At 72.8% G+C, this 23,932-nt stretch carries 20 protein-coding genes; 4 read left to right on the forward strand and 16 right to left on the reverse strand.

The window, feature by feature from the left end:
- Positions 1-3 precede the first annotated feature (3 nt).
- From murD to mraZ, 8 genes are all read right to left on the reverse strand, one after another.
- Positions 4-1,467 (reverse strand): UDP-N-acetylmuramoyl-L-alanine--D-glutamate ligase, encoded by a 1,464-nt coding sequence (gene murD / locus BJ992_RS19690; protein WP_184983100.1) that lies wholly within the window; start codon positions 1,465-1,467, stop codon positions 4-6.
- Positions 1,449-2,507 carry a phospho-N-acetylmuramoyl-pentapeptide-transferase gene (gene mraY, locus BJ992_RS19695; RefSeq protein WP_184983102.1) on the reverse strand — a complete coding sequence of 353 codons (1,059 nt, stop codon included), beginning with the start codon at positions 2,505-2,507 and terminating at the stop codon, positions 1,449-1,451. The genes murD and mraY overlap by 19 nt, the downstream gene beginning before the upstream one ends.
- Positions 2,504-3,880 carry a UDP-N-acetylmuramoyl-tripeptide--D-alanyl-D-alanine ligase gene (locus tag BJ992_RS19700; protein ID WP_184983104.1) on the reverse strand — a complete coding sequence of 459 codons (1,377 nt, stop codon included), beginning with the start codon at positions 3,878-3,880 and terminating at the stop codon, positions 2,504-2,506. Before BJ992_RS19700 ends, mraY begins: the two co-directional genes overlap by 4 nt.
- Before the next feature lie 99 nt (positions 3,881-3,979).
- Positions 3,980-5,524, reverse strand: a complete 1,545-nt coding sequence (locus tag BJ992_RS19705) for a UDP-N-acetylmuramoyl-L-alanyl-D-glutamate--2,6-diaminopimelate ligase (RefSeq protein ID WP_484592955.1) — start codon at positions 5,522-5,524, stop codon at positions 3,980-3,982.
- A 22-nt stretch (positions 5,525-5,546) separates the two neighbouring features.
- Positions 5,547-7,229, reverse strand: coding sequence for a peptidoglycan D,D-transpeptidase FtsI family protein (locus tag BJ992_RS19710; RefSeq protein ID WP_484592962.1), 1,683 nt, complete (start codon positions 7,227-7,229; stop codon positions 5,547-5,549).
- 401 nt (positions 7,230-7,630) lie between these two features.
- Entirely contained in the window at positions 7,631-8,323 is a 693-nt protein-coding gene (gene ftsL, locus BJ992_RS19715; RefSeq protein WP_184983108.1) for a cell division protein FtsL, read from the reverse strand.
- Positions 8,320-9,288, reverse strand: a complete 969-nt coding sequence (rsmH, locus tag BJ992_RS19720) for a 16S rRNA (cytosine(1402)-N(4))-methyltransferase RsmH (RefSeq protein ID WP_184983110.1) — start codon at positions 9,286-9,288, stop codon at positions 8,320-8,322. The genes ftsL and rsmH overlap by 4 nt, the downstream gene beginning before the upstream one ends.
- A 294-nt stretch (positions 9,289-9,582) precedes the next feature.
- The gene (gene mraZ, locus BJ992_RS19725) at positions 9,583-10,014 is read right to left on the reverse strand and encodes a division/cell wall cluster transcriptional repressor MraZ (RefSeq protein ID WP_184983112.1); all 432 of its coding nucleotides are present in this window, start codon (positions 10,012-10,014) and stop codon (positions 9,583-9,585) included.
- A 537-nt stretch (positions 10,015-10,551) separates the two neighbouring features.
- Here mraZ and BJ992_RS19730 point away from each other — a divergent pair.
- Genes BJ992_RS19730 through BJ992_RS19740 form a run of 3 tightly spaced genes read left to right on the forward strand, consistent with a single transcriptional unit; the run spans position 10,552 to position 15,340 of the window.
- A complete protein-coding gene (locus tag BJ992_RS19730) occupies positions 10,552-11,550 on the forward strand; it encodes an AAA family ATPase (RefSeq protein ID WP_343072762.1) in 999 nt (332 codons plus the stop codon).
- Positions 11,547-12,848 carry a DUF58 domain-containing protein gene (locus BJ992_RS19735; protein ID WP_184983116.1) on the forward strand — a complete coding sequence of 434 codons (1,302 nt, stop codon included), beginning with the start codon at positions 11,547-11,549 and terminating at the stop codon, positions 12,846-12,848. Before BJ992_RS19730 ends, BJ992_RS19735 begins: the two co-directional genes overlap by 4 nt.
- A complete protein-coding gene (locus BJ992_RS19740; RefSeq protein ID WP_184983117.1) occupies positions 12,845-15,340 on the forward strand; it encodes a transglutaminase TgpA family protein in 2,496 nt (831 codons plus the stop codon). The genes BJ992_RS19735 and BJ992_RS19740 overlap by 4 nt, the downstream gene beginning before the upstream one ends.
- A 151-nt stretch (positions 15,341-15,491) precedes the next feature.
- Here BJ992_RS19740 and BJ992_RS19745 read toward each other — a convergent pair whose 3' ends face one another.
- From BJ992_RS19745 to BJ992_RS19775, 7 genes are all read right to left on the reverse strand, one after another.
- Positions 15,492-15,890: a DUF3040 domain-containing protein gene (locus tag BJ992_RS19745; protein ID WP_184983119.1), complete on the reverse strand. Its 399-nt coding sequence runs from the start codon at positions 15,888-15,890 to the stop codon at positions 15,492-15,494.
- A gap of 147 nt (positions 15,891-16,037) precedes the next feature.
- On the reverse strand, positions 16,038-17,282 hold the full coding sequence (gene dinB, locus BJ992_RS19750) for a DNA polymerase IV (RefSeq protein WP_184983126.1): 1,245 nt from the start codon (positions 17,280-17,282) through the stop codon (positions 16,038-16,040).
- A gap of 71 nt (positions 17,283-17,353) precedes the next feature.
- The gene (locus tag BJ992_RS19755) at positions 17,354-18,103 is read right to left on the reverse strand and encodes a methyltransferase domain-containing protein (RefSeq protein ID WP_343072763.1); all 750 of its coding nucleotides are present in this window, start codon (positions 18,101-18,103) and stop codon (positions 17,354-17,356) included.
- A 233-nt stretch (positions 18,104-18,336) separates the two neighbouring features.
- Entirely contained in the window at positions 18,337-18,747 is a 411-nt protein-coding gene (nusB, locus tag BJ992_RS19760; RefSeq protein WP_184983128.1) for a transcription antitermination factor NusB, read from the reverse strand.
- 1 nt (position 18,748) lies between these two features.
- A complete protein-coding gene (gene efp, locus BJ992_RS19765) occupies positions 18,749-19,309 on the reverse strand; it encodes an elongation factor P (RefSeq protein WP_184983130.1) in 561 nt (186 codons plus the stop codon).
- Between the two features lie 45 nt (positions 19,310-19,354).
- Positions 19,355-20,404: a M24 family metallopeptidase gene (locus tag BJ992_RS19770; RefSeq protein ID WP_184983132.1), complete on the reverse strand. Its 1,050-nt coding sequence runs from the start codon at positions 20,402-20,404 to the stop codon at positions 19,355-19,357.
- A gap of 98 nt (positions 20,405-20,502) precedes the next feature.
- Positions 20,503-22,128: an MDR family MFS transporter gene (locus BJ992_RS19775; protein ID WP_343072764.1), complete on the reverse strand. Its 1,626-nt coding sequence runs from the start codon at positions 22,126-22,128 to the stop codon at positions 20,503-20,505.
- 107 nt (positions 22,129-22,235) lie between these two features.
- Here BJ992_RS19775 and BJ992_RS34360 point away from each other — a divergent pair, with 107 nt between their 5' ends.
- Positions 22,236-22,880 carry a TetR/AcrR family transcriptional regulator gene (locus BJ992_RS34360; RefSeq protein ID WP_343072765.1) on the forward strand — a complete coding sequence of 215 codons (645 nt, stop codon included), beginning with the start codon at positions 22,236-22,238 and terminating at the stop codon, positions 22,878-22,880.
- Here BJ992_RS34360 and BJ992_RS19785 read toward each other — a convergent pair.
- Entirely contained in the window at positions 22,861-23,901 is a 1,041-nt protein-coding gene (locus tag BJ992_RS19785) for an LLM class F420-dependent oxidoreductase (protein WP_184983134.1), read from the reverse strand. The genes BJ992_RS34360 and BJ992_RS19785 overlap by 20 nt on opposite strands.
- Between the last annotated feature and the right edge of the window lie 31 nt (positions 23,902-23,932).

Consider the following 23,932-nt stretch of genomic DNA (forward strand, 5'->3'; position numbering starts at 1 on the left):
GCCTCACGCTCCCGTGGCCGCGCCGGCGGCCAGGCGGCCGACGGCGGCGGCGAAGGCGTCGCCGCGCGCGCCGTAGTTGACGAACATGTCCATGGAGGCACCCGCGGGGGCGAGCAGCACGGTGTCCCCCGGTGCGGCGAGCCTCGCGGCCTCGGCGACGACGCGGTCCATGACCCCAGTGTCTTGCCCCGGCACCTCCACCACGGGAACATCCGCCGCGTGTCGCGCCAGAGCCTGCCGGATCCGCTCCCGGTCCGCGCCGATGAGCACGGCGCCACGCAGCCGTCCGGCGGCGCCGCGCACCAGGTCGTCCACGTCGGCACCCTTGAGAAGGCCTCCCGCGACCCACACGACCGACAGGTAGGACGCCAGGGACGCCGCCGCGGCGTGCGGGTTGGTGGCCTTGGAGTCGTCGACGTAGTCGACCTCGCCGACCCGCGCGACCAGCGCGATGCGATGCGGGTCCGGCACGTACTCCGCGAGGCCCCGCCGCACCGCGTCCGGCGGCACACCGTAGGCGCGGGCCAGTGCCGCCGCGGCGAGCGCGTTGGCGACGTTGTGCGGCGCGAACGGCCGCACGTCCGCGAGGGTGGCCAGCTCCTCCGCCTGTGTCGCCGGGTCGCCGGTGAAGGCGCGGTCCACCAGCAGGTCCTCGACCACGCCGAGCATGCCGGGGCCCGGCACCCCGAGCGTGAAGCCCACGGCCCGCACGCCGGAGCGCTCCAGATAGGGGGCCGCGAGACGAGTGGAGATCTCGTCGCCGGCGTTGTACACGACCACGCCGGCGCGCTCGAAGACGCGGCCCTTGACCCGTGCGTACTCCTCCAGCGACCCGTGCCAGTCGATGTGGTCGTCGGCGACGTTCAGCACGGCGGCGGCGTGGGGGGCCAGTGTGGCGGACCAGTGGAGCTGGAAGCTGGACAGCTCCACGGCGAGGACGTCGTGCTTGTCCGCCACGGCCTCGACGACGGGGGTGCCGACGTTGCCGACGGCCGCGGCGTCGTACCCGGCGGCGGTGAGCATGGCGGTGAGCATGCGCACCGCCGTGGTCTTGCCGTTGGTGCCGGTCAGCGCGAGCCACGGCGCGGCACCGGCCGGTCTGCGGCGCCAGGCCAGCTCGACCTCGCCGATCACCTCGACGCCGCGGCCGGCCGCCTCGGTGAGCAGCGGCGTGTCCGGCCGCCAGCCCGGCGAGGTGACCACGAGCCCGGCCTCCGGCGGCAGGCCGCCGCCGAACCGGACCTCCACCCCTTCGGCCTGGAGCTCGGCCGCCGCGGCCCGCTGCCGCGGCCCGTCCCCGGTCTCCACGACCACGACACGGTGGCCGTCGCGTGCGAGCACCCGCGCCGCGGCGGCCCCGGACACCCCGAGCCCCGCCACGCAGACGGTGTCCTTCCGCGCCGGGCCCTCCGGAGCCGGTGCGCCGGGGCCGGTGTCCCCGTGGCGCGTCACGTCTTCGGCATCCATTCGACGTAGAACAGGCCGAGCCCAGCGGCCGCGCACAGGGCCGCGATCAGCCAGAAGCGGACCACGATGGTGGTCTCGGCCCAGCCCGCCAGCTCGAAGTGGTGCTGGAGCGGCGCCATGCGGAACACCCGTCTGCCGGTCATCTTGAAGAAGCCGACCTGGATGATCACCGAGGCGGTGATGATGACGCACAGCCCGGCCAGGATGAACAGCAGGAACTGCGTGCGGGTGGTGATCGCGAGCCCGGCCAGCACACCGCCGAGAGCCAGTGAGCCGGTGTCCCCCATGAAGATCTTGGCAGGCGGCGCGTTCCACCACAGGAAGCCGAACAGCCCGCCGAGCACGGCGGCGGCGACCACCGCGAGGTCCAGCGGGTCGCGCACCCAGTAGCAGTTGGGCCCGAGCTGGTTCAGGCAGCTGTTGCGCAGCTGCCAGTTGCCGATCAGGACGTAGGCGGCGAGCACCACGCCGGTGGCGCCGCTGGCGAGGCCGTCGAGGCCGTCGGTGAGGTTCACCGCGTTGGAGAACCCCACGATCATGATGAGCACCCAGATCGTGAAGATCACGATGCCGACCGACGGCCCGAAGTCCCGCAGGAATGACAACCGTGTCTCGGCGGGGGTGATGGCGTAGGAGTTGGGGAACCGCACCACCAGGACGGCGAACACCGCGCCGACGACGAGCTGGCCGAGCGCCTTGGCGCCACTGCGCAGGCCGAGGCTGCGCTGCTTGTAGATCTTGATGAAGTCGTCGAGGAAGCCGACCGTGGCGAGTCCCGTCATCAGGAACAGCACCAGCAGCGCCGAGGCGGTCGGCGGCGTCCAGGTGGCGAGGTGGGAGCAGGTGAACCCGATGAGCGCCGCGATCACCAGCACCGTGCCGCCCATGGTGGGGGTGCCGCGCTTCTCGTGGTGCCCCGAGGGCCCCTCCTCGCGGATGTTCTGGCCGTAGCCGCGGCGGCTGAACAGGCGGATCGCCAGCGGCGTGCCGAGCATCGACAGCACGAACGCCACGGCGGCCGCGACGATGATGTCCCTCATGCGGCGTCACCACCCAGCAGCGCCGCGGCGACCTTCTCGAGGCCCGCGACGCGCGGTCCCTTGACCAGCACGACGTCGCCGGGACGCAGCGTCTCGGCGAGCTCGGCGGCGGCGGTGGCGGCGTCCGGCACGTGCCGCAGGCCCCGCTGGTCCTTGGCACCGGCCAGCATCGGCCCGGCGTCCTCGCCGACCACCCACAGCCCGGCGAGGCCGGACGAGGCGGCGAGACGGCCCACGCCTTCGTTCAGCGCGTCGCTCTCGTCGCCGAGCTCGCGCAGCGAGGCGATCACGGCGAACGTGCGGCGGCCGCCGGCCAGCGCGCCGAGCGCGCCGAAGGCGGCGCGCATGGAGTCGGGGTTGGCGTTGTAGGCGTCGTTGACCACGGTGACGCCGTCGGCCCGGTCGGTGACCTCCATGCGCCAGCGGCTGCGCGGCTCGGCCCGCGACAGCTCGGCGGCGAGCGCCGCGACCGGGATGCCGAGCTCGTAGGCCGCCGCGGCGGCGGCGAGCGCGTTGTCGACCGCGTGCGCGCCGTGCAGCCGCAGCGTCACCGGCGCACGGCCGGACGGGGTGACCAGGGTGAACGACGCGCGGCCCCGCTCGTCCAGCCGTTCGTCCACGGCACGCACCTGGGCCGTGGGGCCGCGGCCGTACCACCGCACCGCGGCGTCGGTGCGGCCCGCCATGTCGCGGACGTAGGGGTCGTCGGCGTTGAGCACGGCCGTGCCGTCGGCGGGGAGGGCCTCGACGAGCTCACCCTTGGCCTTGGCGATGCGGTCGCGGCCGCCGAACACCCCGAGATGCGCGGTGCCGACGTTGAGCACCACGCCGATCTTCGGCGGGGCGATCCGCGCCAGGTGCGCGATGTGGCCCTCCTCGCGCGCACTGAGCTCCAGCACGAGGTAGCGGGTGTCCTCGGTGGCGCGCAGCACGGTGAGGGGGTGGCCGATCTCGTTGTTGAACGAGCCGGGTGGGGCGATGGTGGGGCCCGCGAGCGCGGTGAGCCCCGCCAGGAGGTCCTTGGTGGTGGTCTTGCCGGCCGACCCCGTGACACCGATGACGGTGGTCTCCGGCAGCTCGGCGAGCACGGCGGCGGCGAGGTCGCCGAGCGCGGCCACGGTGTCCCCCACGATGACGGCCGGCGCGTCGACGGGCCTCGCGGCGAGCACGGCGACCGCGCCGTCCTCGCAGGCCTTCGCGGCGAAGTCGTGGCCGTCGGCGCGATCGCCGCGGATCGCGACGAACAACGACCCGGGCTCGGCGGCCCGCGAGTCGATCAGCACGGGCCCGCGGACCACGGCGCCGGGATCTGCCATGCCCGTCAGGGCACCCGAGGTGATCTCGGCGATCCTTGCCAGCGGCAACGGGATCATTCGTCTATCCCTACTCTCTTACAAGCCGTTCGTGGGTGTTCGCACGGACCGGCGGCCCCCTGCCCCGGTACGCGCATCAGCCTCGCACAAGGCGGCGGGTCAGGTGTGCCCACGTCTGCCGATCGCCTCGGCGACCACGCGCCTGTCGTCGAACGGCAGCACCTCGCCGCCGACGTACTGGCCCTGCTCGTGGCCCTTGCCCGCCACCACGACGACGTCGCCGGGACGGGCCCGCGCGATGGCCAGGTCGATGGCCGCCGCGCGGTCGGGCTCCATGATCACATGAGCGCGGTCGTGCTCGGCGACCTGGAGCGCGCCGTCCAGCATGGCGCGCAGGATCTCCAGCGGGTCCTCCGAGCGCGGGTTGTCGCTCGTCAGCACGACGACGTCCGCCAGGCGGGCCGCCGCCTCCCCCATCAGGGGACGTTTGCCGCGGTCGCGGTCGCCGCCGCAGCCGACCACGATCGTGAGGCACCCTTGGGTGACGCCGCGCAGCGCGCGCAGCACCGACTCCACGGCGCCGGGTTTGTGCGAGTAGTCCACGATGGCCTGGTAGCCCTGGCCACCTGGCACGCGCTCCATGCGGCCCGGCACACCGGTGACGGTGGCCACGCCGTGCACGGCGGCCTGCAGGGACAGGCCGGCCTCGACCAGGGTGACGATCGCGCCGAGCGCGTTGGCGACGTTGAACCGGCCGGGCAGGGCCACCGCGACGTCGGCCTCCACGCCACCGGGGCCGATCACCCGGAACGTGCTGCCGTCGGCGCCGGCGCGCACGTCCTCGGCGCGCCAGTCGGCCTCGTGCGCGCCTTCGGCGGAGAACGTCGTGACGGGGACCTTGGCGATGCCGGTCAGCTCGCGGCCGTGCGGGTCGTCCACGTTGACCACGCCGACGCGGGTCAGCTCGGGGGTGAACAACCGGGCCTTGGTGCGGAAGTAGTCGTCGAGGTCGCGGTGGAAGTCGAGGTGGTCCTGCGACAGGTTGGTGAACATCGCGACGTCGTAGAACACGCCGTCCACCCGGCCGAGGGCCAGCGCGTGGCTGGAGACCTCCATGGCCGCCGCGGTCACCCCCTGCTCGCGCATGAACGCCAGCAGCGCCTGCAGGTCGGTGGCCTCCGGGGTGGTCAGCGCCGGCGGGTAACCGAGATCGCCGACGCGGATCTCCACCCCGCCGACCAGGCCGGTGCGGTGGCCCGCGGCGCGCAGTCCGGCCTCCAGCAGGTGGGTGACGGTGGTCTTGCCGCTGGTACCGGTGACGCCGAGCAGCATCAGGCCCTCGGCGGGCCTGCCGTACACCCAGGACGCGACCCGGCCGAGCACGGCCCGCGGGTCCGGCACCACGAGCACGGGGACGCCGGTGGCGGTCGCCTCGGCCCGGCCGGCCTCGTCGGTCAGGATCGCCGCGGCACCCGCGGAGACGGCCTGCGCGGCGAACGACGCGCCGTGGGTGGTGGCACCCGGCATCGCGACGTACAGGTCGCCGCGGCACACCTGCCGCGAGTCGATGGTGACGCCGGTGACCACCCCCATCGGGGTGCCGCCTGAGCCGGCGCCGCCTCTCGGCACGCCGATGAGGGCCGCCAGGCCGGAAAGGGGGCGGACGGGACTGCTCGCGGGACGCGGAGACGACGCGGGACGCACGGCGAGAGCGTACCCTTCCCCGTCACCCGTCGGTGCCCATGCGCACCGACGGCGGCGTGGTGCCGGTCGGCGGGATCTTCCGGGTCTTCAGCGCGAACGTCATGACCTCCTTGAAGACGGGGGCGGCGATCTCACCGCCGAAGTGGCCGTTCTCCGGCGCCTGCAGGACGGCCAGGGCCACCAGGCGAGGCGCGTCGGCCGGTGTGAAGCCCACGAACGTCGCGGTGTATCCGCAGTACCCCCGGCAGCGCTCGTCGTACCGCTGCGCCGTGCCGGTCTTGCCGGCCACGCGGTAGCCGTCGATCGCGGCGAGCGAGCCGGTGCCCTCCTCGGCGGCGACGGCCGCCTCCAGCATCGTCGTGATGTCCCTGGCCGTGCGCTCGCTGATCACCCGGGTCCGTTTCGGCGCCGGGGCCGGGACGAACCCGCCGTCCGCACCGGTGGTGCCCGCGACAACACGCGGCGCGACGCGCACGCCGCCGTTGGCGATGGCCTGGTACACGCCGGCCATCTGCAGCGCGGTCACCGAGACCCCCTGGCCGAAGGCGATGGTGCAGCGCTGGCTGCCCGACCAGGTCTCGCGCTTCGGCAGCAGCCCCGCCTCCTCGCCGTACGCGCCGGAGCCGGTCCTCGCGCCGAAGCCGAACGACCGGAGCATGGTGTAAAGGCTCTGGTCGGTGACGCGCTCGGCCGCCATGATCGTGCCGACGTTGCTGGACTCGGCGATGATGCCGGTGAACGTCAGGCGCTCGGGGGGGTGCGGGTGCGCGTCGCCGAGCACACGGTCGGCGCAGCGGTACTTGTCGTGGACCTCGAACACCGTCTCGGGACGCACCGCGCCGGTCTGGAGCGCCGCGGCGGCCGTCACGACCTTCCCGGTGCTGCCGGGCTCGAACACCTCCGACACCGCGCGGTTGCCCCACCCGGCCGGCGGGACCGAGCGCCAGTCGCGCAGGTCCACCTCGGGTGCGTTGGCCATGGCGAGCACCTGGCCGGTGCGCACGTCCAGCACGATCACGCTGCCGCTGCGCGCGCCGGTGGTCCTCACCTGGCGCGTGATGGCCTGCTGCGCGGCCCACTGGATGTCCCGGTCGATGGTCAGCCGCACGCCTTTGCCGGCGACCGGCTCCTGGCGGGTGCTGCGGGTCATGGGGATGCGCTGGCCGGTGCCGCCGATCTCGATGGTCTGGCGGCCGTCCTTGCCCGAAAGCTGCGTGTCGTAGGTGTGCTCGACCCCGGTCAGTCCGTCGCCGTCGTCGCCGACGAAGCCGATGAGGCCGCCGGCGAGGTCGCCGCCGGGGTACAGGCGCTGGAAGTGCGGCGTGGAGTTGACGCCGTCGATGTCCAGGTCCATGACGCGGCTCGCGACGCCGAGCGGGACGTCGCGCGCGAGCAGCGCGTAGCGGGTACCGGTCTTGGCGAGCTTGCCGGCGATGCCGTCCTTGGGGACGCCGAGCACCGCGGCCAGCCGGCCGGCCACCTCGTCGCGCTTGTCCGCCGGGATCTTCTCGGGGTCGGCGGAGATCTGGCGCGCCTCCACCGTGACGGCCATCGGGTGCCCGTTGACGTCGGTGATGGAGCCCCTGCGGGCCGGGAGCTTCTCCTCACGCACCCGCAGCGACGCCGCCTTGGCCGCGAACACCTTGGAGTCCAGGCCCTGCAACTGCACCAGCCTGCCGGCGAACAACGACAGCACGACGGCCATGCCGGCCAGCCCGATGTTGATCCGCCGCGCCGGGTTCCCGAGGCGCAACGGCACCGGTGGCCGCGGCGGCCGCGGCGGCCCGGGCGGCCGGAACCGCCGCCACGGCGGCCCGTCGCCAGGTGGCCCGTCCCCGTGCCGCGCGCCGTCCGGACGCCGCCGCGCCGGCCCGTTCCCCGGCCCGTGCCGCGGCTGCGCGCCGTCCGGCCCCGGCGCCCTGCCGGTGTGACCGTCCGCTCCAGGCGTCCGCGTGCGCCGGACGGCGGGTCCTTCGCGTTTGGGGCCGGAAGGCCTGCGCGGCGCGGACATTCCCTCGGCGCGCTCCCCGGAGCCGGCCGCCGGAGGCCGCCGCGAACCGTCCGGGCCGCCGCGGCCGCCGCGGGGCGGGCGGCCGCCGCTTTCCCTCACCTCGGTGCGACCTCCGTGGCCTCGCCCTCCGGCGGAGTGCCGAGCGGGGTCTGGTCCAGGCCGGCGGGCCGGCCCGAGCGGCCGCCGTCCAGGTCGAGGAACTCGGGGGCACCCGGGTCGGGCTTGTAGGTCGGGCTGAGCGCGCGCTCGCTGAGCGAACCCGGCTGGTTCTTCAGCAGCAGGTCCTTCTCGCGGTCCTGCCGCTGCTCGTTCAGTGCCTTGTTGCGGTCCCGCAGGTCGGACAGCAGGAACGAGTCGCGGGCCAGCACGGTGTTGAGCAGCAGCAGGGTCACCAGCCCGCCGCCGAGCAGCCCGAGCACGAGCAGCACGAACGGCGTGCGCGGCGCGGTGCGCCGCCGGCCGGCGGCCCGCGCCGGCGCGCGCGACGGCGACCCGGCGGCCTTCCGCGGCCGCGGCTCCTCACGCCGGGGGACGCGCACGGGCCCCGGCGCCACCTGGACGCCGCGCGCGGCGGAGTCCGGCCGCCGCACGGCGGTCCCGCCGTCCTGGCCGGCCGCGTCACGGCCGGCGGGCCGTGCGGTGCGCTCGCGGAGCACGGCGGTGCGGCCGTCGCGGTCCAGCGGACGGTCGGAGGCCGGCCGCGGTCGCGGCGTGCGGCGGACGGGACGGTCGGGGGCGGCGGTGGTGGCGCCGCCCAGGGTGTCTGGCCTTGTGTCGTCGATGCTCATTCCGGCTCCCGGATTCTCTCCGCCGCCCGCAACCTGGCCGAGGCGGCACGCGGGTTGCGCGCCAGCTCGTCGTCGCCGGGGAGCTCGGCTCCCCGCGTGACCAGACGGAACCTCGGCTGGTGGGACGGCAGCGGGACAGGCAGCCCGGGAGGGCCGGTGTCCCTGGTTCTCGCGGTGAGGATCCGCTTGGCGAGGCGGTCCTCCAGTGAGTGGTAGGCGAGCACGACCACGCGCCCCCCGACCACCAGTGCGTCGAGCGCCGCGGGCAGTGCCCGCTCGAAGGCGGTCAGCTCCCCGTTCACCTCGATACGTAATGCCTGGAACGTTCTCTTGGCGGGGTTCCCGCCGGTGCGGCGGGTGGCCGCGGGGATGGCCGAGCGGACGATGTCGGCGAGGCGCTTGGTGGACGTGATGCGGCCGGCCTCCCGCTCGCGCACGAGGAGCCGCGCGACGCGCGGCGCGAAGCGCTCCTCGCCGTAGTCGCGCAGGATCCTGATCAGCTCACCCTCGGAGTAGGTGTTGACCACGACGTCGGCCGTGAGCTCCTGATCGGTGTCCATCCGCATGTCGAGCGGCGCGTCGTAGGAGTAGGCGAACCCGCGTGCCGCCTCGTCCAGCTGGGGTGAGGACACCCCGAGGTCGAACAGGACGCCGTGGACCCGTTCCCGGCCGGCCTCGGCCAGGACCTCGGGGAGCTCGTCGGAGACCGCGCGCACCAGGGTGACGCGATCGGCGTACGGCGCGAGACGCGCGGTGGACCGCTCGATCGCGACGGGGTCGCGGTCGACGCCGATGAGGTGGAGCGCCGGATGCGCCGCGAGCAGCGCCTCGGCATGGCCGCCGAGACCGAGGTTGGCGTCCACGAGCACGGGCTCGGGGACGGCGAGCGCGGGGACGAACAGCTCGAGGACACGTGAGAGCATCACCGGGACGTGCCCGCCCGGTTCGGCATCGCTGACATGCATGGTCGTACCCCCTTTACGCCGCCTCAGGAAATGTGTCCTCTTTGCCCCGGGACACGTCCTCGCTCGCGGATGCGCGGCTTGTACACGCCGACACGCCGATGGGCCTCGCCCACCCCCGTGGACGTCTCGCCCGGCCAGGTCCCCATCCGCGTCCCCTCTGCGTCGCCGCGCCACCTGACACCGGGGAAGGTGCATCAGCTGGCGGCGGGACGGCGGAGCCGGGTCGTGCCCGGCACCACGGGAGCGGGTGGAGACCTCGCCGAACGACGTCTGGACCGACGAGTCGACCACTTGTCAAAGGACTCCTGGCAGCACCTCCTCGGACAGGTCGGAGAAGGCCTGCTCTTGGTCGGCCAGGTAGGTGTCCCAGGCCGAGGCGTCCCAGATCTCCAGCCGCGTGTTGGCGCCGATGACGACGCAGTCGCGGCGGAGGCCCGCGTACTCGCGCAGGCTCTGGGGGATGGTGATGCGTCCCTGTTTGTCGGGGGTCTCGTCGGAGGCGCTGGCGAACAGGACGCGGCTGTAGTCACGGACCGCCTTGGCGGTCACTGGCGCCGTGCGCAGCGCCTCGGTGATGCGCCGGAACTCCTCGACGGGAAACACGTAGAGGCAGCGCTCCTGGCCCTTGGTGATCACAAGACCCTCCGCCAGCTCCTCACGGTACTTCGCCGGCAGGAACAGTCGTCCTTTCTCGTCCAGCCGCGGTTGATGGGTGCCGAGAAACACCGGCCCCACCTCCCGTGCCGCATGGAACGACTGACGCTGTCACCTCAGCCCTCCACTGCGCACCACCATACTCCACTTCTCCCCACCGTCAACTGATTCATTCGGAGTTCGCGCGCGATTTCTCGTGCGTTTCCCCAGCTCAGCCGGGGTGGAGCAAAGTGGAGCGCGCCGAGGCTCCCTAAGGGTGCACCGGCGTGTCGCGAGTCGTTTCCCCGCGCCTGGCCACGTGACGGGAGACGCGGGAAGTCACGGAATGCGGCCAATGAGGCACGGCGGATCTTCCCGGTGGGGGAAAGTGGAGCGGAACGCCACGCGCTCTACCACGTCCCGCGGCGCTAATGTCACGGGATTCGCACACCGGCGGGACAGGACCGCGATCAGCCGGAAGAACACTGAGGGCTGTTCATCCGCGATGTCCTGGAAAGTCGCTCCGGAACCAACCGCACCGTAGTGTCGGTAGACACAATGAAAAAGGAAACACAGAACCCCCCGCACAACGATCCTCGCGGGGGGTTGCCACACCCTGATGGAGGCCCTGTGGGAATCACCCACGATGTCGGACAGGACGTGGAGGGTCTGGTCGCCGCGGCGCATCGGATCCGTGAGGCGATCGAATCGGTGATCGAAGGCAAGAGGGACGTGATCCGGCTCACGCTCACCGTCCTGCTGGCCGAGGGCCACCTCCTCATCGAGGACGTCCCGGGTGTCGGCAAGACCATGCTGGCCAAGGCGCTCGCCCGCTCCATCGACTGCCCCGTACGGCGGGTCCAGTTCACCCCCGACCTGCTCCCGAGCGACATCACCGGCGTCAGCGCCTTCAACCAGCAGTCACGCGAGTTCGAGTTCAAGCCGGGCCCGGTGTTCGCCAACATCGTGGTCGGCGACGAGATCAACCGCGCGTCCCCGAAGACGCAGTCCGCCCTCCTCGAATGCATGGAGGAGCACCAGGTCACCGTCGACGGCACGACCTATCTCCTCGAGACGCCTTTCATGGTGATCGCGACGCAGAACCCCATCGAGATGGAGGGCACCTATCCCCTTCCCGAGGCGCAGCGCGACCGTTTCACCGCGCGCATCGCGATGGGGTACCCCGAGCCCTCCGCCGAGCTGGAGATGATCGACGTACACGGCGCCGCCTCGCCGCTGGACAAGCTGGAGGCGGTCGCCACCACCGCCGAGGTGCGGGCCCTGATCGAGGCGGTGCGCGCGGTGTACGTCTCCTCGCCGATCAAGCGGTACGCGGTCGACCTGGTCGACGCCACCCGCAAGTCCCCCGACCTGCGGCTCGGCGCGTCGCCGCGGGCCACGCTCCACCTGATCCGCGCCGCACGCGCGCACGCCGCGCTGGCGGGCCGCGACTATGTCATCCCCGACGACCTGCAGGAGCTCGCGGTGCCCGTCCTCGCGCACCGGCTGCTGCCGAGCCTCGAGGCGCAGGGTCAGCGCCGCCGTCCCGAGCACGTCGTCGCCGACCTGGTGCGGCGCGTGCCGGTGCCGGAGAACCGCGGGAAGGAAGACGGAGCGGGCCGGCGGTGATCTCCGGGCTGAGAGCGCTCACATCACGGGGCCGCTCGTTCCTCGCCTCCGGCGTGGCGGCCCTGCTGTGCGCGTTCGTGCTCGGTGAGCACGACCTGCTGCGCATCGCGGTGCTCGTCATCATGCTTCCGCTGCTGGCGGCGCTGGTGGTGGCACGCACCCGCTACCGCCTGAGCTGCGCGCGGCGGCTCGACCCGGCACGGGTCCAGGTCGGCAACGACAGCACGGTGACCCTGCGGCTGGAGAACGTCACCCGGCTGCCGACCGGGCTGCTGCTCATCGAGGACACCGTGCCGTACGCCGTCGGCGCGCGGCCGAGGTTCGTGCTGGACCGGGTGGAGCCGCGCGGCATCCGGGAGATCGACTACAAGGTGCGCTCCGACCTGCGCGGCCGGTTCCCCATCGGGCCGCTGTCGGTGCGCATCGCCGACCCGTTCGGCCTTGTGGAGCTGACCCGTGCGTTCAACGCCACCGACACGCTGATGGTGATCCCCGAGGTGGTGCGGCTGCCGCCGGTCCGGCTGTCGGGTGAGTGGACCGGTGGCGGCGACAGCCGCACCGCCACGGCGGCCGCCGCCGGTGAGGACGACATCGGGCCGCGCGAGTACCGCCAGGGTGACGACCTGCGCCGGGTGCACTGGCGTTCCACCGCGCGGTACGGCGAGCTGATGGTGCGCCGTGAGGAACAGCAGTGGCAGAGCCGCGGCGCGCTGCTGCTCGACACCCGCAGGCACGCGCACCGCGGCGAGGGCCCGCGTTCGTCGTTCGAGGTCGCGGTGTCCGCGGCGGCCTCCATCGGCACGCACCTCGCGCACGACGGCCTCGGCCTGCGACTGGTCACCGACCAGGGCCAGCTCACCGACTCGGCCGCGGGCCACTCCCTGGTGGACGCGCTCGCCGTCGTGCGGCACAGCACGGCGCGGTCGCTGGAGTCCGGCGTCGCGGCGCTGCGGCAGGGCGGCGGGGACGGCTTGATCGTGGCCGTGCTCGGCGACCTGGACCCCGAGGAGGCCCGCGCGCTCGCCCGGCTGCGGCACGGCGGCATCACCGGGGTCGCGGTCATGCTGGACGTCGCGACCTGGCAGGCCGTGCCGTCGCACCACGGCCGCGATGACGCCGCGGGCCAGGCCGCCGAGCGGTCGCGCGCCGTGCTCGCCGACGCCGGGTGGCGCATCGTCCGCCTGCCCGCCGGCCGGTCGCTCGCGGCCGTCTGGCAGGACGCCGGCGGCCAGAGCGGCCGGTACGCCGGAGCGCAGGAGACCGTGGAGGAAACGATCACGGCAGGAGACGCCGCATGAGAGTCCCGATCGCGGCGGGCCTGGCCACCGCCGCCGCGTCGCTCACCCTCTATCCCCTCTTCCAGGACGGCCCGTGGTTCTGGGTCGGCCTCGGCGCCGTCATGCTCGTCACCGCCGCGTCCGTCCTCACCACGTTGCGGTCGGTGCCCCGCTGGCTCGGCCCGCCGGCGGAGGTCGCCGTGCTGGTGGTGTTCCTGACGGCGGTGTTCGTGCCGAACGACGCCTGGTGGGGGTTCATCCCCAACACCGGCTCGCTCCGGTCGCTCGCCGGGCTGATCGCCGACGGCTTCGACGACATCCAGAGTTACGCCGCCCCCGTTCCCGTGGAACCCGGGATCCTGGTGCTCACCGCCGGTGGCATCGGGCTGATCGCCGTGCTGACCGATCTGCTGGCCGTACGGCTCGGACGGGCCGCGCTCGCCGGGCTGCCGCTGCTCACGTTGTACACCGTGCCGGCCGCCGTGATGCCCGACCCCATCGGGTGGCCCGCGTTCGTCGTCGCCGCGCTCGGGTACGTCGCGCTGCTGGCCGCCGACGGACGCGAGCGGCTCGGCCGGTGGGGACGCGCGGTGCTCACGCGCCGTTCCCAGATCACCGGCGCCGCGGTGCGGGTGGCCGAGACGCCGCCGCTGTCGCCGTCAGGCAGGCGCATCGGGGTGGCGGCCATCGCGCTCGCCATCGCGCTTCCCGCGCTGCTTCCCACGCTGAGCCCGAACCCGCTGTTCGGCTTCGGTGTCGGGTCAGGCGGTGAACCCGGCAACACCATCACCATCCCCAATCCGATCGCCAGCCTGCGCGGCCAGCTCAGCCAGCCGGCCAACGCCACCGTGCTCACCTACACCAACAACGACGACGTGCCGCGGTACCTGCGGATGTACTCGCTCGACACCTTCGACGGATCGCAGTGGACCATGTCGCAGCCGCGTGGCCGTCCCGAGGACCGCGTGTCGGAGAACCCGCTGCCGCCGGCGCCGGGGCTGTCGCTCACCGCGCCGCTGAAGAAGGTCTCCACCCAGGTCGTGGTCAGCGACGGGGTGGAGGGCATGAGCTTCCTGCCGCTGCCCTACCCGGCGAGCGCGGTGCGGATCGAGGGCGACTGGCGTGCCGACCAGAGCACGCTCATGGTGTTCTCCACGCAGGACACCGCGGGTGGCCAGCCCTACCAGGTGGAGGGCTGGGAGCCGCAGCCGACACCCCGGTCGCTGGCGACGGCGCAGGGGGTCTCCCCCGACCGCGGCGACTCCCGGTACCTCTCGCTGCCGCCGGACCTGCCGCCGCAGATCAGGGGCATGGCCGCCGACCTGGTGCGCGACGCCGAGACGCCGTACGAGGGTGCGGTGAAGCTCCAGGAGTGGTTCACCGCCACCGGCGACTTCACCTACAGCCTGCGCACGCAGGGCAACGGCAGCGAGGCGCTGCTGGACTTCCTGCGCAACCGGACGGGGTACTGCGAGCAGTTCGCCGCGGCCATGGCGGTGATGGCGCGGACCGTCGGCATCCCCGCGCGGGTCGGCATCGGGTACACCGGCGGCACCAAGATCAACGGCGTGTGGCAGGTGCGCACGCACGACCTGCACGCCTGGCCCGAGCTGTACTTCGAAGGCGCGGGCTGGCTGCGGTTCGAGCCCACCCCCTCCGGCGGGCTCGGCCAGGCCACGGCCCGGGTCCCCGACTACTCCCGGCCGTCCTCCGAGTCCGGTGACGGTGACGCCGCCGCGAACGAGCCGAGCGCCGCTCCGGCCGAGACCGACGCCGCCGACACGCCTCTCGGGCCCCGGCGCGACCCGCGCGACCCCGATCCCGGTGCCGGCACCGACCCGCTCGACCTCGACCAGAGCATGGGCCTCCCCGCCAAGATCGGCATCGCCGCGGGTGGCCTGCTCCTGCTCGCGCTCGTCCCGGCGGCCCTGCGCCTGGTGACCGGCCACCGCAGGCGCCGCGCCTGGTCGCGGGTGGCCGCCGCCCCGGTGGCGTCCGGGCCCTGGCCCGACGCGCGGACCGGCACAGCGAGGGAAGGCACACCGGAAGGCACGGCGGGGGACGGACGTCTCAGGCGCGCGGTGTACGCGTCGTGGCGGGAACTGACCGACACGCTGGTGGACCTCGGCATCGGCTACTCGCCGAGCGAGACGCCGCGCGCGCTGGCCCGCCGCCTCGTCGAGCACTACGAGTTCGGCACCGGCCCGGCGGCGGCCGTCACGCGGATCGCCACCGCCGAGGAACGCCTGCGCTACGCGCGCACCCCCGGCGAGATCACCCCACTGGCCGCCGACCTGAGGACGGCGCGGCAGGCCCTGCGCGCCACCGTCTCCCGTGGCCGCCGCCTGCGCGCCACCCTGCTGCCCGCCTCCACACTCCTGCGCCTGCGCGGCGCGGGAGAAACCGTCCTCGACGCCTTCGACCACCTGGAGACCCTCCGGCTGTGGCCCCGCAGGCGTCCGGACACGACCCCGGCCGGCGACCGTGACCTGACCTCCACAGGCTCACGCTGACCTGGCACCGGACGGCGCGCGGCCCCGCACAGGGGTCGTGCGCCGTTTCGCGTCCCGGACGGCCCGGCCGATGAAAGCTTCACGGAGGCATGAGGGAAAGCCTGAACGGCTCAGCCGGGGGGCCGGCTGAGCCGTTCAGGCTTCGCTCAGGTCAGCGGTCTTCGCCGCGGCGGCGCCAGCGTTCCTCCATGCGTTCCATGAAGCTCGGACGGGACGCGCGGCGGCGCTCCGGCTGTGCGGCCTGGCCGGGGCGTGCGGTGGTGTTGTCACCCCCGAAACCGTTCATCCTCTTCCAGCTTGACAAGCCCCACAGACACGCGGCGAGCATGACCACGAAGCCACCCACACCGAGTGGGATGATCGGTGCAACCACGCCGACCATCAGGAGCACCACACCGAGCACGAAGCCGATGGAGGCCTTCACCAGACGGCGCTTGTAATGGTTGCGTGGATCACTGATCCGAACGGTATTGGCCCACTTCGGGTCCTCGGCGTAGAGGGCCTGCTCGATCTGTTCGAGCAAGCGCTGCTCGTGCTCAGAGAGCGGCACGGCGCCTCCCAAGGACAGCCCCTTGTCGGGGAAAACGGCAGCGGACACCCGAGGGTGCCCGGACCTCGCGGTCGGTTATCCCCAGAATACGAGGCTGTAGACGCAGGCGAAAGAAAACGTCCAACGTGGACCAAACCGGAGGTGACGTCATAGATCCATTCCATCGAACGGCGGGCGAACCAACGAGGCCGGACGGACGGCCTCCGGGCCGAACCTCCGCGCGGCTCTGTCCATGGCCATTTCGGCCTCCCGCCAGCCTGTTTCCCGTTCTCCGAGCCCGAGCTGACGCGTCGCGGAGCCCGCGGGACGGAGATTTTCGACCCGCACGCCGACGAGCCGGAGCCGGACGCGCTCCAGTCCGGCCGCCGCGTACAGATCGCAACTAGTGGCATATATCTCTTTCGCCACATCTGTGGCTTCCCGCAGCGTACGCGATCTGGTGATCGTGGTGAAGTCCGCGCGGCGCAGTTTGACACTGACCGTGCGGCCTACGTGACCCCCGCGCCGCAGCCGCGCGGCGACCCGCTCCGACAGCCGCAGGAGCTCCCGGCGGATCGCCTCGGGGTCGTCGACGTCGTAGGCGAAGGTCTCCTCGGCGCCGATGCTCTTGTCGGGGACGTGCGCGGTGACCCTGCGATCGTCCCGTCCCCAGGCGAGCGCGGCCAGGTGGCCGCCGGCGGCGCCGAACTCGCGCTGGAGCGTGGCAGGCGGCACCTGGGCCAGATCGCCGACGGTGCGGATGCCGAGCCGCAGCAGAGCCTGCTCCGTGCGCTCCCCTACGCCCCACAGAGCCGCGACGGGCAGCGGATGGAGGAACTCCACCACCTTGTCCACCGGGACCACCAGAAGGCCGTCAGGCTTGCAGTGCCGCGAGGCGAGCTTCGCCACGAACTTGCTGCCGGCCACGCCGACCGAGCAGGTGATGCCGTGCCGCTCGGCCACCTGCGCGCGGATCATGGCGGCGATCCGCGCCGGAGGGCCGAGCCGCCGCAGCGCGCCGCTCACGTCCAGGAACGCCTCGTCGGAGGCGATCGGCTCGACCTCCGGGGTGATCGCGTGGAAGATCTCCATGACACCCTTGGAGACCTCGGAGTACTTGCCGTGGCTCGGCGGGATGACCACGGCCTGGGGGCACAGGCGGCGGGCCCTGGTCATCGGCATCGCCGAGTGCACACCGAAGGCCCTGGCCTCGTAGGTGGCGCTGAGCACCACCCCCCGCGCGCCGGCCGCACCGATGATCACCGGCCGGCCCTTGAGCTCGGGACGCTCCAGCAGCTCGACGCCGGCGTAGAAGGCGTCCATGTCCACATGGAGGATCGTGCACCCGGTGTCGTCCCCCACACCCCGGCGGATGGCCTCACCGCCGCCTCTCAGCACCTGCTTGCGCGACACTCTCCGATCCTAACCCGAACACTCGTTCTACCGGTGGCCCGGCCCGGTGGCGCGGCCGGCCACGCGGCGGGTCACCGATGGGCCAGCAGGTGGAGCTGGGTGGCGATGTCGCGCAGCACGGGGTGGGCCGCGGCGGCCTGTTCGAGCGCGATCAGCGCACGCGCGGCGCCGGGCTCGCCGTCCAGGAGGCGGCCGGGGACCAGGTCGGCGAAGATGCGGACACCCCTGAGCTCGCGCGGCGTGAAACCGGCCTGCCGCAGCAGCGCGGCGAGGGCCTCGCCGCCGAACCGCCGCGGCGTCGGGTCCTGCTCCCCCCACCGGCCCGAGGGGTCGGCGAGCGCCTGCCTGGCGTCGTCGAAGTGGCCGGTGATCGAACGATGGATGGCGGTGGCCACCGGGTTGGCGGCCAGCACGCTGATCACGCCACCCGGCATCAGCACCCCCGCCACGGCGGCCAGCGCGCTCGCGGGGTCCTCGACGTATTCGAGCACGCTGTGGCACAGCACGAGGTCGGCGCTGCGCGGCTCCAGCAGGTCGCGCAGGTCGGCCGCGTCCCCCTGGATGCCCTTGACGGCGACACCGGCCTCCGCCGCCCTGCGCTCGAGAGCCGCCAGGGAGTCGGGGCTGGGGTCCACCACGGTGACCACGTGGCCGAGTTCGGCCAGCGGCACGGCGAACCCGCCGGTGCCGCCACCCGCGTCGACGATGCCGAGACGGTCGCGACCGGTGGCCGCGGCGCGCTCGCCGAGCGCCTCGCGCAGCGCGTCCCAGACCACGGCGGTGCGGACGGCCGGGGTTGTGGCCTGGCGGGTCGCCTCCACGTTCAGCTCGCCTCCTCGCGGGTTGACGTCGGGCCCAGCCTACGCGGTGCCCGCCGTCCCCCGCCGATCAGGCCGGGGACGAGGAGCCGGAGCGCCGAGGAGAACCGAGCCGCCGGTCCCACCCGCGACCCACGAGCCACGGGTGTCCATGGACGGCGGCGCCGACGGCCTCGACGTGCCGGACGACTCGTACCGGTCGGCTCACGTCCATGCCTGACCGGCGGGTTCGGGGCTCACAGCGCCAAGGACGGCTTGAGCTGCTTGAAACGCGCGAGGAGACCGTTGACGAACTGGGGGGACTCGTCGGTGGACAGCTCCGACGCCAGGTGCACCCACTCGCTGATCACCACGGCCTCCGGCACGTGGTCGGCCCACAGCAGCTCATAGGTGCCGGCCCGCAGCAGGTTGCGGTCGACGGCCGGCATGCGGTCGAGCGTCCAGCCCTCGGAGTAGGTGGAGATCAGCTCGTCGATGCGCGCGCGATTGCGGTGCACTCCCTCGACGAGCGTCGTGGTGTACTCGTTGACCGGCGGCTCGGCGCGCTCGACGCGCTCGGCGAGCACGCTAGTGGCCGACTGGTCGCGCAGTTCGGCCTCGAAGAGGATGTCGAGAGCGCGCCTTCGTGCCTTACCGCGAGCCGACACCTCAGGCCCGGCCGAGGTACTCGCCGGTGCGGGTGTCGACCTTCACCCTCTCGCCGGTGGTGATGAACAGGGGGACCTTGATCTCGGCGCCGGTCTCCAGGGTGGCGGGCTTGGTGCCGCCGGTGGAGCGGTCGCCCTGCAGGCCGGGCTCGGTGTTGGCGATGGTCAGCTCGACCGCGGCGGGGAGCTCGACGTACAGGACGTTGCCCTCGTTGACCGCGACGGTCGCGAGGGTGTTCTCCAGCAGGTAGTTGGCCGCGTCGCCGACGGTGGCCCGCGGGACGTTCAGCATGTCGTAGGTCTCGGTGTCCATGAACACGTAGTCGTCGCCGTCGAGGTAGGAGTACTGCATCTCGCGGCGGTCGACGTTGGCCACCTCGACCTTGACGCCGGCGTTGAAGGTCTTGTCCACGACCTTGCCCGACAACACGTTCTTGAGCTTGGTGCGGACGAAGGCGCCGCCCTTACCCGGCTTGACGTGCTGGAACTCCACCACGCTCCACAGGTCGCCGCCGTCGAGCTTGAGCACAAGGCCGGTCTTGAGGTCGTTGGTCGTCGCCACTCGTTCACTCCTGCGTCGTCATGTCGCGGCTCGGCCACGGCCCTGTCACAGGACCAGCAGCTCTTTGGTCGTGCGGGTGAGGAGCTCCGGGCCGCCGGCGCGCGTCACGAGAGTGTCCTCGATGCGGACGCCGCCTCTGCCTGGGAGATACACCCCTGGCTCCACGGTGATCGGAACCCGATCCTCAAGTCTACCGGCCCCCGACGCACGCAGGAACGGGTCCTCGTGGATCTCCAGGCCCACGCCGTGACCGAGCCCGTGCTCGAAACGGTCGGCGTGGCCCGCCGCCGCGATGACGTCGCGCGCCGCCGCGTCCACCTCGGCGAGGCCCGCCCCCGGCGCGACCGCGCCGACCCCGGCGAGTTGCGCGGCGGCGACCAGCTCGTACAGCTCGCGCTGCCAGTCCGCGACCGGGCCGAGCGCCACCGTGCGGGTCATGTCGGCGTGGTAGCCGTCGTGGAGTGCCCCGAAGTCCATGGTGATCAGGTCGCCGCGCGCGACGGGCCGGTCGCCGGGCGAGTGGTGGGGCACCGAGCCGTTGGGGCCGGAGGCGACGATGGAGTCGAAGGCGGGCTTGTCGGCGCCGAGCTCCATCATGCGGATCTCCAGCGCTCTGGCGATCTGCCGCTCGGTCATGCCGGGGGTGATGGTCTCGACGACGCCGGCGAAGGCGCGGTCGGTGAGCTCGCACGCGGTGCGCAGCGCCTCGATCTCCTGCTCGTCCTTGACCACCCGCACCGCCTCCACCAGCCGGCCGGTCACGGCGACGTGCTCGCCGAGGTCACGGAACGCGGCCACCGACATGTCGTGCGCCTCCACGCCGGGCCGCGCGGCCCGGGTCACCAGGGCCGCCGCCACGTCGCGGCGCCGCACGATCTCGACGTCGGGGCAGACCCGCTCGGCCGTCTCCACATAGCGGGAGTCGGTGGCGAGCACCGCCGAGCCGTCCTCGCGCACCAGGACCGCGGCGTTGGAGCTGACCAGGCCGGTCAGGTAGCGGACGTTCACCCCGCGGGTGACGAGGAGCGCGTCGACGTCGTGCTCGGCGAGCAGCGCGCCGAGCCTTTCGCGGCGGGATCGGTGGGTGGCGGTCATGGCCCGACTGTATTGCGCGCCGCCACCGGGCCGTACGGCCGGGCCGGTGCACGCGCCGGCCCGGCCACGGGGTCTGCCACCGGCCGTGCCACCGGCCGTCAGGCGGTCTCTTCGGCGGCCGGGGACGCCGGGGCGGTGCGCAGAGGCAGCTCGCGCAGGAAGAGCACCGCGAGGAACCCGAGGACCGCGATGGGGACGCAGGCCAGGAACACCGTCTGCATGGCCTGGGTGAACGACTCGACGACGATGTCGTGCAGCGCGGGAGGCAACTGGTTGATGGCCTCGGGAGTGCCGAGCCCGATGTCGCGCACCCGCGCGCCGCCGGTCCCCGCCGCGGCCTGGGTGCCGGTCAGCAGGCGGGTCATCTCGTCGTTCACCTCGTTGGTGAGGATCGCGCCGAGCGCCGCGACGCCGAGAGCACCGCCGAGGCTGCGGAAGAACGTGATGCCCGAGGTGGCGACGGCCATGTCCCGCCGCTGGCTGGCGTTCTGCGCGGCGAGCAGGAGCATCTGCATGCTCATGCCGAGGCCCACGCCGAGCACGGCGATGTCCGCGCCGATCACCGGGAGGCTGGAGTCGCTGCCGAGCAGCGACATCAGGCCCGTGCCGGTGACGATCAGCACCAGGCCGGTCAGGGGGAACGCCTTCCACCGGCCGGTGCGGGTCACCACCCTGCCGGCGACGATGGCGGACACGAGCAGGCTGATCACCAGCGGCAGGGTCATCAGGCCCGACACCGTCGGCGACATGCCTTTGACGATCTGGAGGTACTGCGGCAGGTAGATCATCACGCCGAACATCGCGACCCCCACCAGCAGCGACGCGCAGCCCGCGAGCACGAAGGTGCGGTCGCGGAACAGCCGCGGCGGCAGGATCGGGTCGCGTGCGCGCCGCTCGGCGATGATCGAGAACCCGAACAGCACGACGGCGAGGCTGCCGAGGCCGTAGGCCCACGCCGAGTGCCACGGGAACGCGCTGCCGCCGAAGGACAGCACGAGCATCAGCGCCGAGGCGCCGCCGGTGAGCGTGAAGGCCCCCCACCAGTCGACCCTGGCGTCCCCCGCCTCGCGGCCGGGACGCAGCACGAGCTGGACGACGGCCATCGCGGCGAGCGCCAGGGGGACGCCGATGAAGAAGCACCAGCGCCAGCCGAGCCACGGCGCGTCCACGATGGCGCCGCCGATCAGCGGTCCCGCGACGGTGGAGAAGCCGAAGACCGCGCCGATGTAGCCGGAGTACCTGCCGCGTTCCCGTGGCGCGACGACGTCACCGAGGATGATCTGGGTGAGCGCGGCCATGCCGCCGGTGCCGAGGCCCTGCACGGCGCGCGCGAAGATGAGCAGCCCCATGTCGGTCGCGAAGCCGGCCAGCAGCGAGGACGCGACGAACAGGCCGAGCGAGAGCTGGAACATGTTCTTGCGGCCGAACAGGTCCGACATCTTCCCCCACAGCGGCGTGGAGGCCGTCATGGTCAGCAAGGTGGCCCCCGCGACCCACGACAACTGGTCCTGCGCGCCGAGCTCCCCCACGATGGTCGGCAGGGCCACGCCGATGACAGAAGTCGAGATCATGGAGGTGAAGATGGCCATCAGCAGGCCGGAGAGAATCTGCAGGATCTCGCGGTGAGAATAGGTCCGGTACACCTCTTGGTCACCGGCGCCGCGCGCGTCACCATGGTGACCGGGCTCGTCGGGTGGTTCCTGCCGGGTTTCTCCCCGCACCACCACTGCGCGCCCCCCACCTTTTAAGGCACCTTTACCGGCATTTTTAGTAGACGGCCGTTTACCTGTCAAACATCTAAAGTGCCGGTAGAGCCTGAAGGGAGCATCAGGTGCAGGGCGCCTCCACGCAGACACGGGACCGGGTGGCCACCACCCGCCGGATCCTCGACGCCGCCAGTTGCCTGTTCGCCGAGCACGGGTACGACCAGGTCACCGTTCGCATGATCGCCGCCGAGGCGGAGGCGAACGTCGCCCTGATCAACCGCTACTTCGGGTCCAAGGCCCGGCTGTTCGCCGAGGTGCTGGTCGGCGCGTCGGCTCTGGAGTCGGTCATCGACGGCGACCTGGAGGGCCTGCCGCGGCGGCTGGCCGTCCACATGGCGAGCCGCCTCACCGCCGCCGACTGCGACGACCCCCTGGTGCGCGCGGTGGACCGCGCGGGAGGCAGCCCGCAGATCCGCGCCGTGCTGCGCGAGCGCGTGCAGTCGGCCCTCATCGGGCCGCTCGGCGAGCGGCTCCCCGGCCCGATGGCCAGGGAACGCGCGGTGCTCGCCACGTCGATCATCCTCGGCGGCGGATCCCTGCGCCGCGTGCTCGGCACGGACTGGCCGTCGGACGGCGACCCCGCGTTCCTGGAGTGCCGGCTCACGGCCGTCTTCACCGCGTGCCTGGCCCCCTGGCCTCCCGCCGAGGCCGAGGACCCGCGTCCCACCGGCGGCGCGGCCGGCCGGCGGCTCAGGCGGCGAGTTCCTTGATCCGCTCGATGAGCCGGACCCGCTCGGCGTGGCCGTGCGCGATGGGTGCGACGTTCAGCGTGGTGACGCCGGACTCCTTCAGCGCCGCGATCCGGTCGCGCACGAACCCCTCGGAGCCGACCAGGGACGTCTTCTCCAGCAGGTCCCGCGGGATCAGCGCGGCGGCCTCGTCCTTGCGGCCCTCCAGGTACAGGTCCTGCACGCGCTCGGCGACCTCCTCGTAGCCGTACCTGCGGGCCAGGTCGTTGTAGAAGTTCCTGCCCTTGGCCCCCATGCCGCCGATGTACAGGGCCGCCATCGGCCGTCCGAGCTCCAGGATCGCCTCCACGTCGTCGCCGATGGCGAGCGGCGCCTGCGCGATGACGTCCAGCTCGCCGAGCGCGGGATCGCGGCGGCCCTTGCCCGCGGCCAGCGACGGCCCCCAGACGCCGGCGGCCTTCTCCGGCAGGTAGAAGATCGGTTCCCAGCCCTGGGCCAGCTCGGCCGCCAGCTCGACGTTCTTCGGCCCGATGGCCGCGACCACGATCGGGATGTCCTGGCGCACCGGGTGGTTGATCAGCTTCAGCGGCTTGCCGAGCCCGGTGCCCTGTTCCGGCGGCAGCGGCAGCGTGTAGTACCTGCCCTGGTGGGTCAGCCGCTCCCTGCGCCAGACCTTCCTGCAGATCTCGATGACCTCGCGCGTACGGCCGAGCGGCGCCGTGTACGGCACGCCGTGGAACCCCTCGATCACCTGCGGCCCCGAAGCGCCGAGACCGAGGACGAACCGGCCGTCCGACACGTAGTCGAGCCCCGCCGCCGTCATGGCGAGCAGCGCCGGGGTGCGGGAGTAGATCGGCAGGATCCCCGAGGCGATCTGGAGCCGCTCGGTGCGCGCCGCGATGTACCCCATCTGGCTGACCGCGTCGAAGCTGTAGGCCTCCGCCACGAAGACGATGTCGAGCCCGGCCTTCTCGTAGTCGGCCAGCTCGGCCACGGTCTCCTTGAACCCTCCCGCGTAGTTGAGGGCCATGCCGATGCGCATCCCGCGTCCTTTCCTTCCACCCGACCGAACT

It is taken from the genome of Sphaerisporangium rubeum (assembly GCF_014207705.1).
GTDB lineage: Bacteria > Actinomycetota > Actinomycetes > Streptosporangiales > Streptosporangiaceae > Sphaerisporangium > Sphaerisporangium rubeum.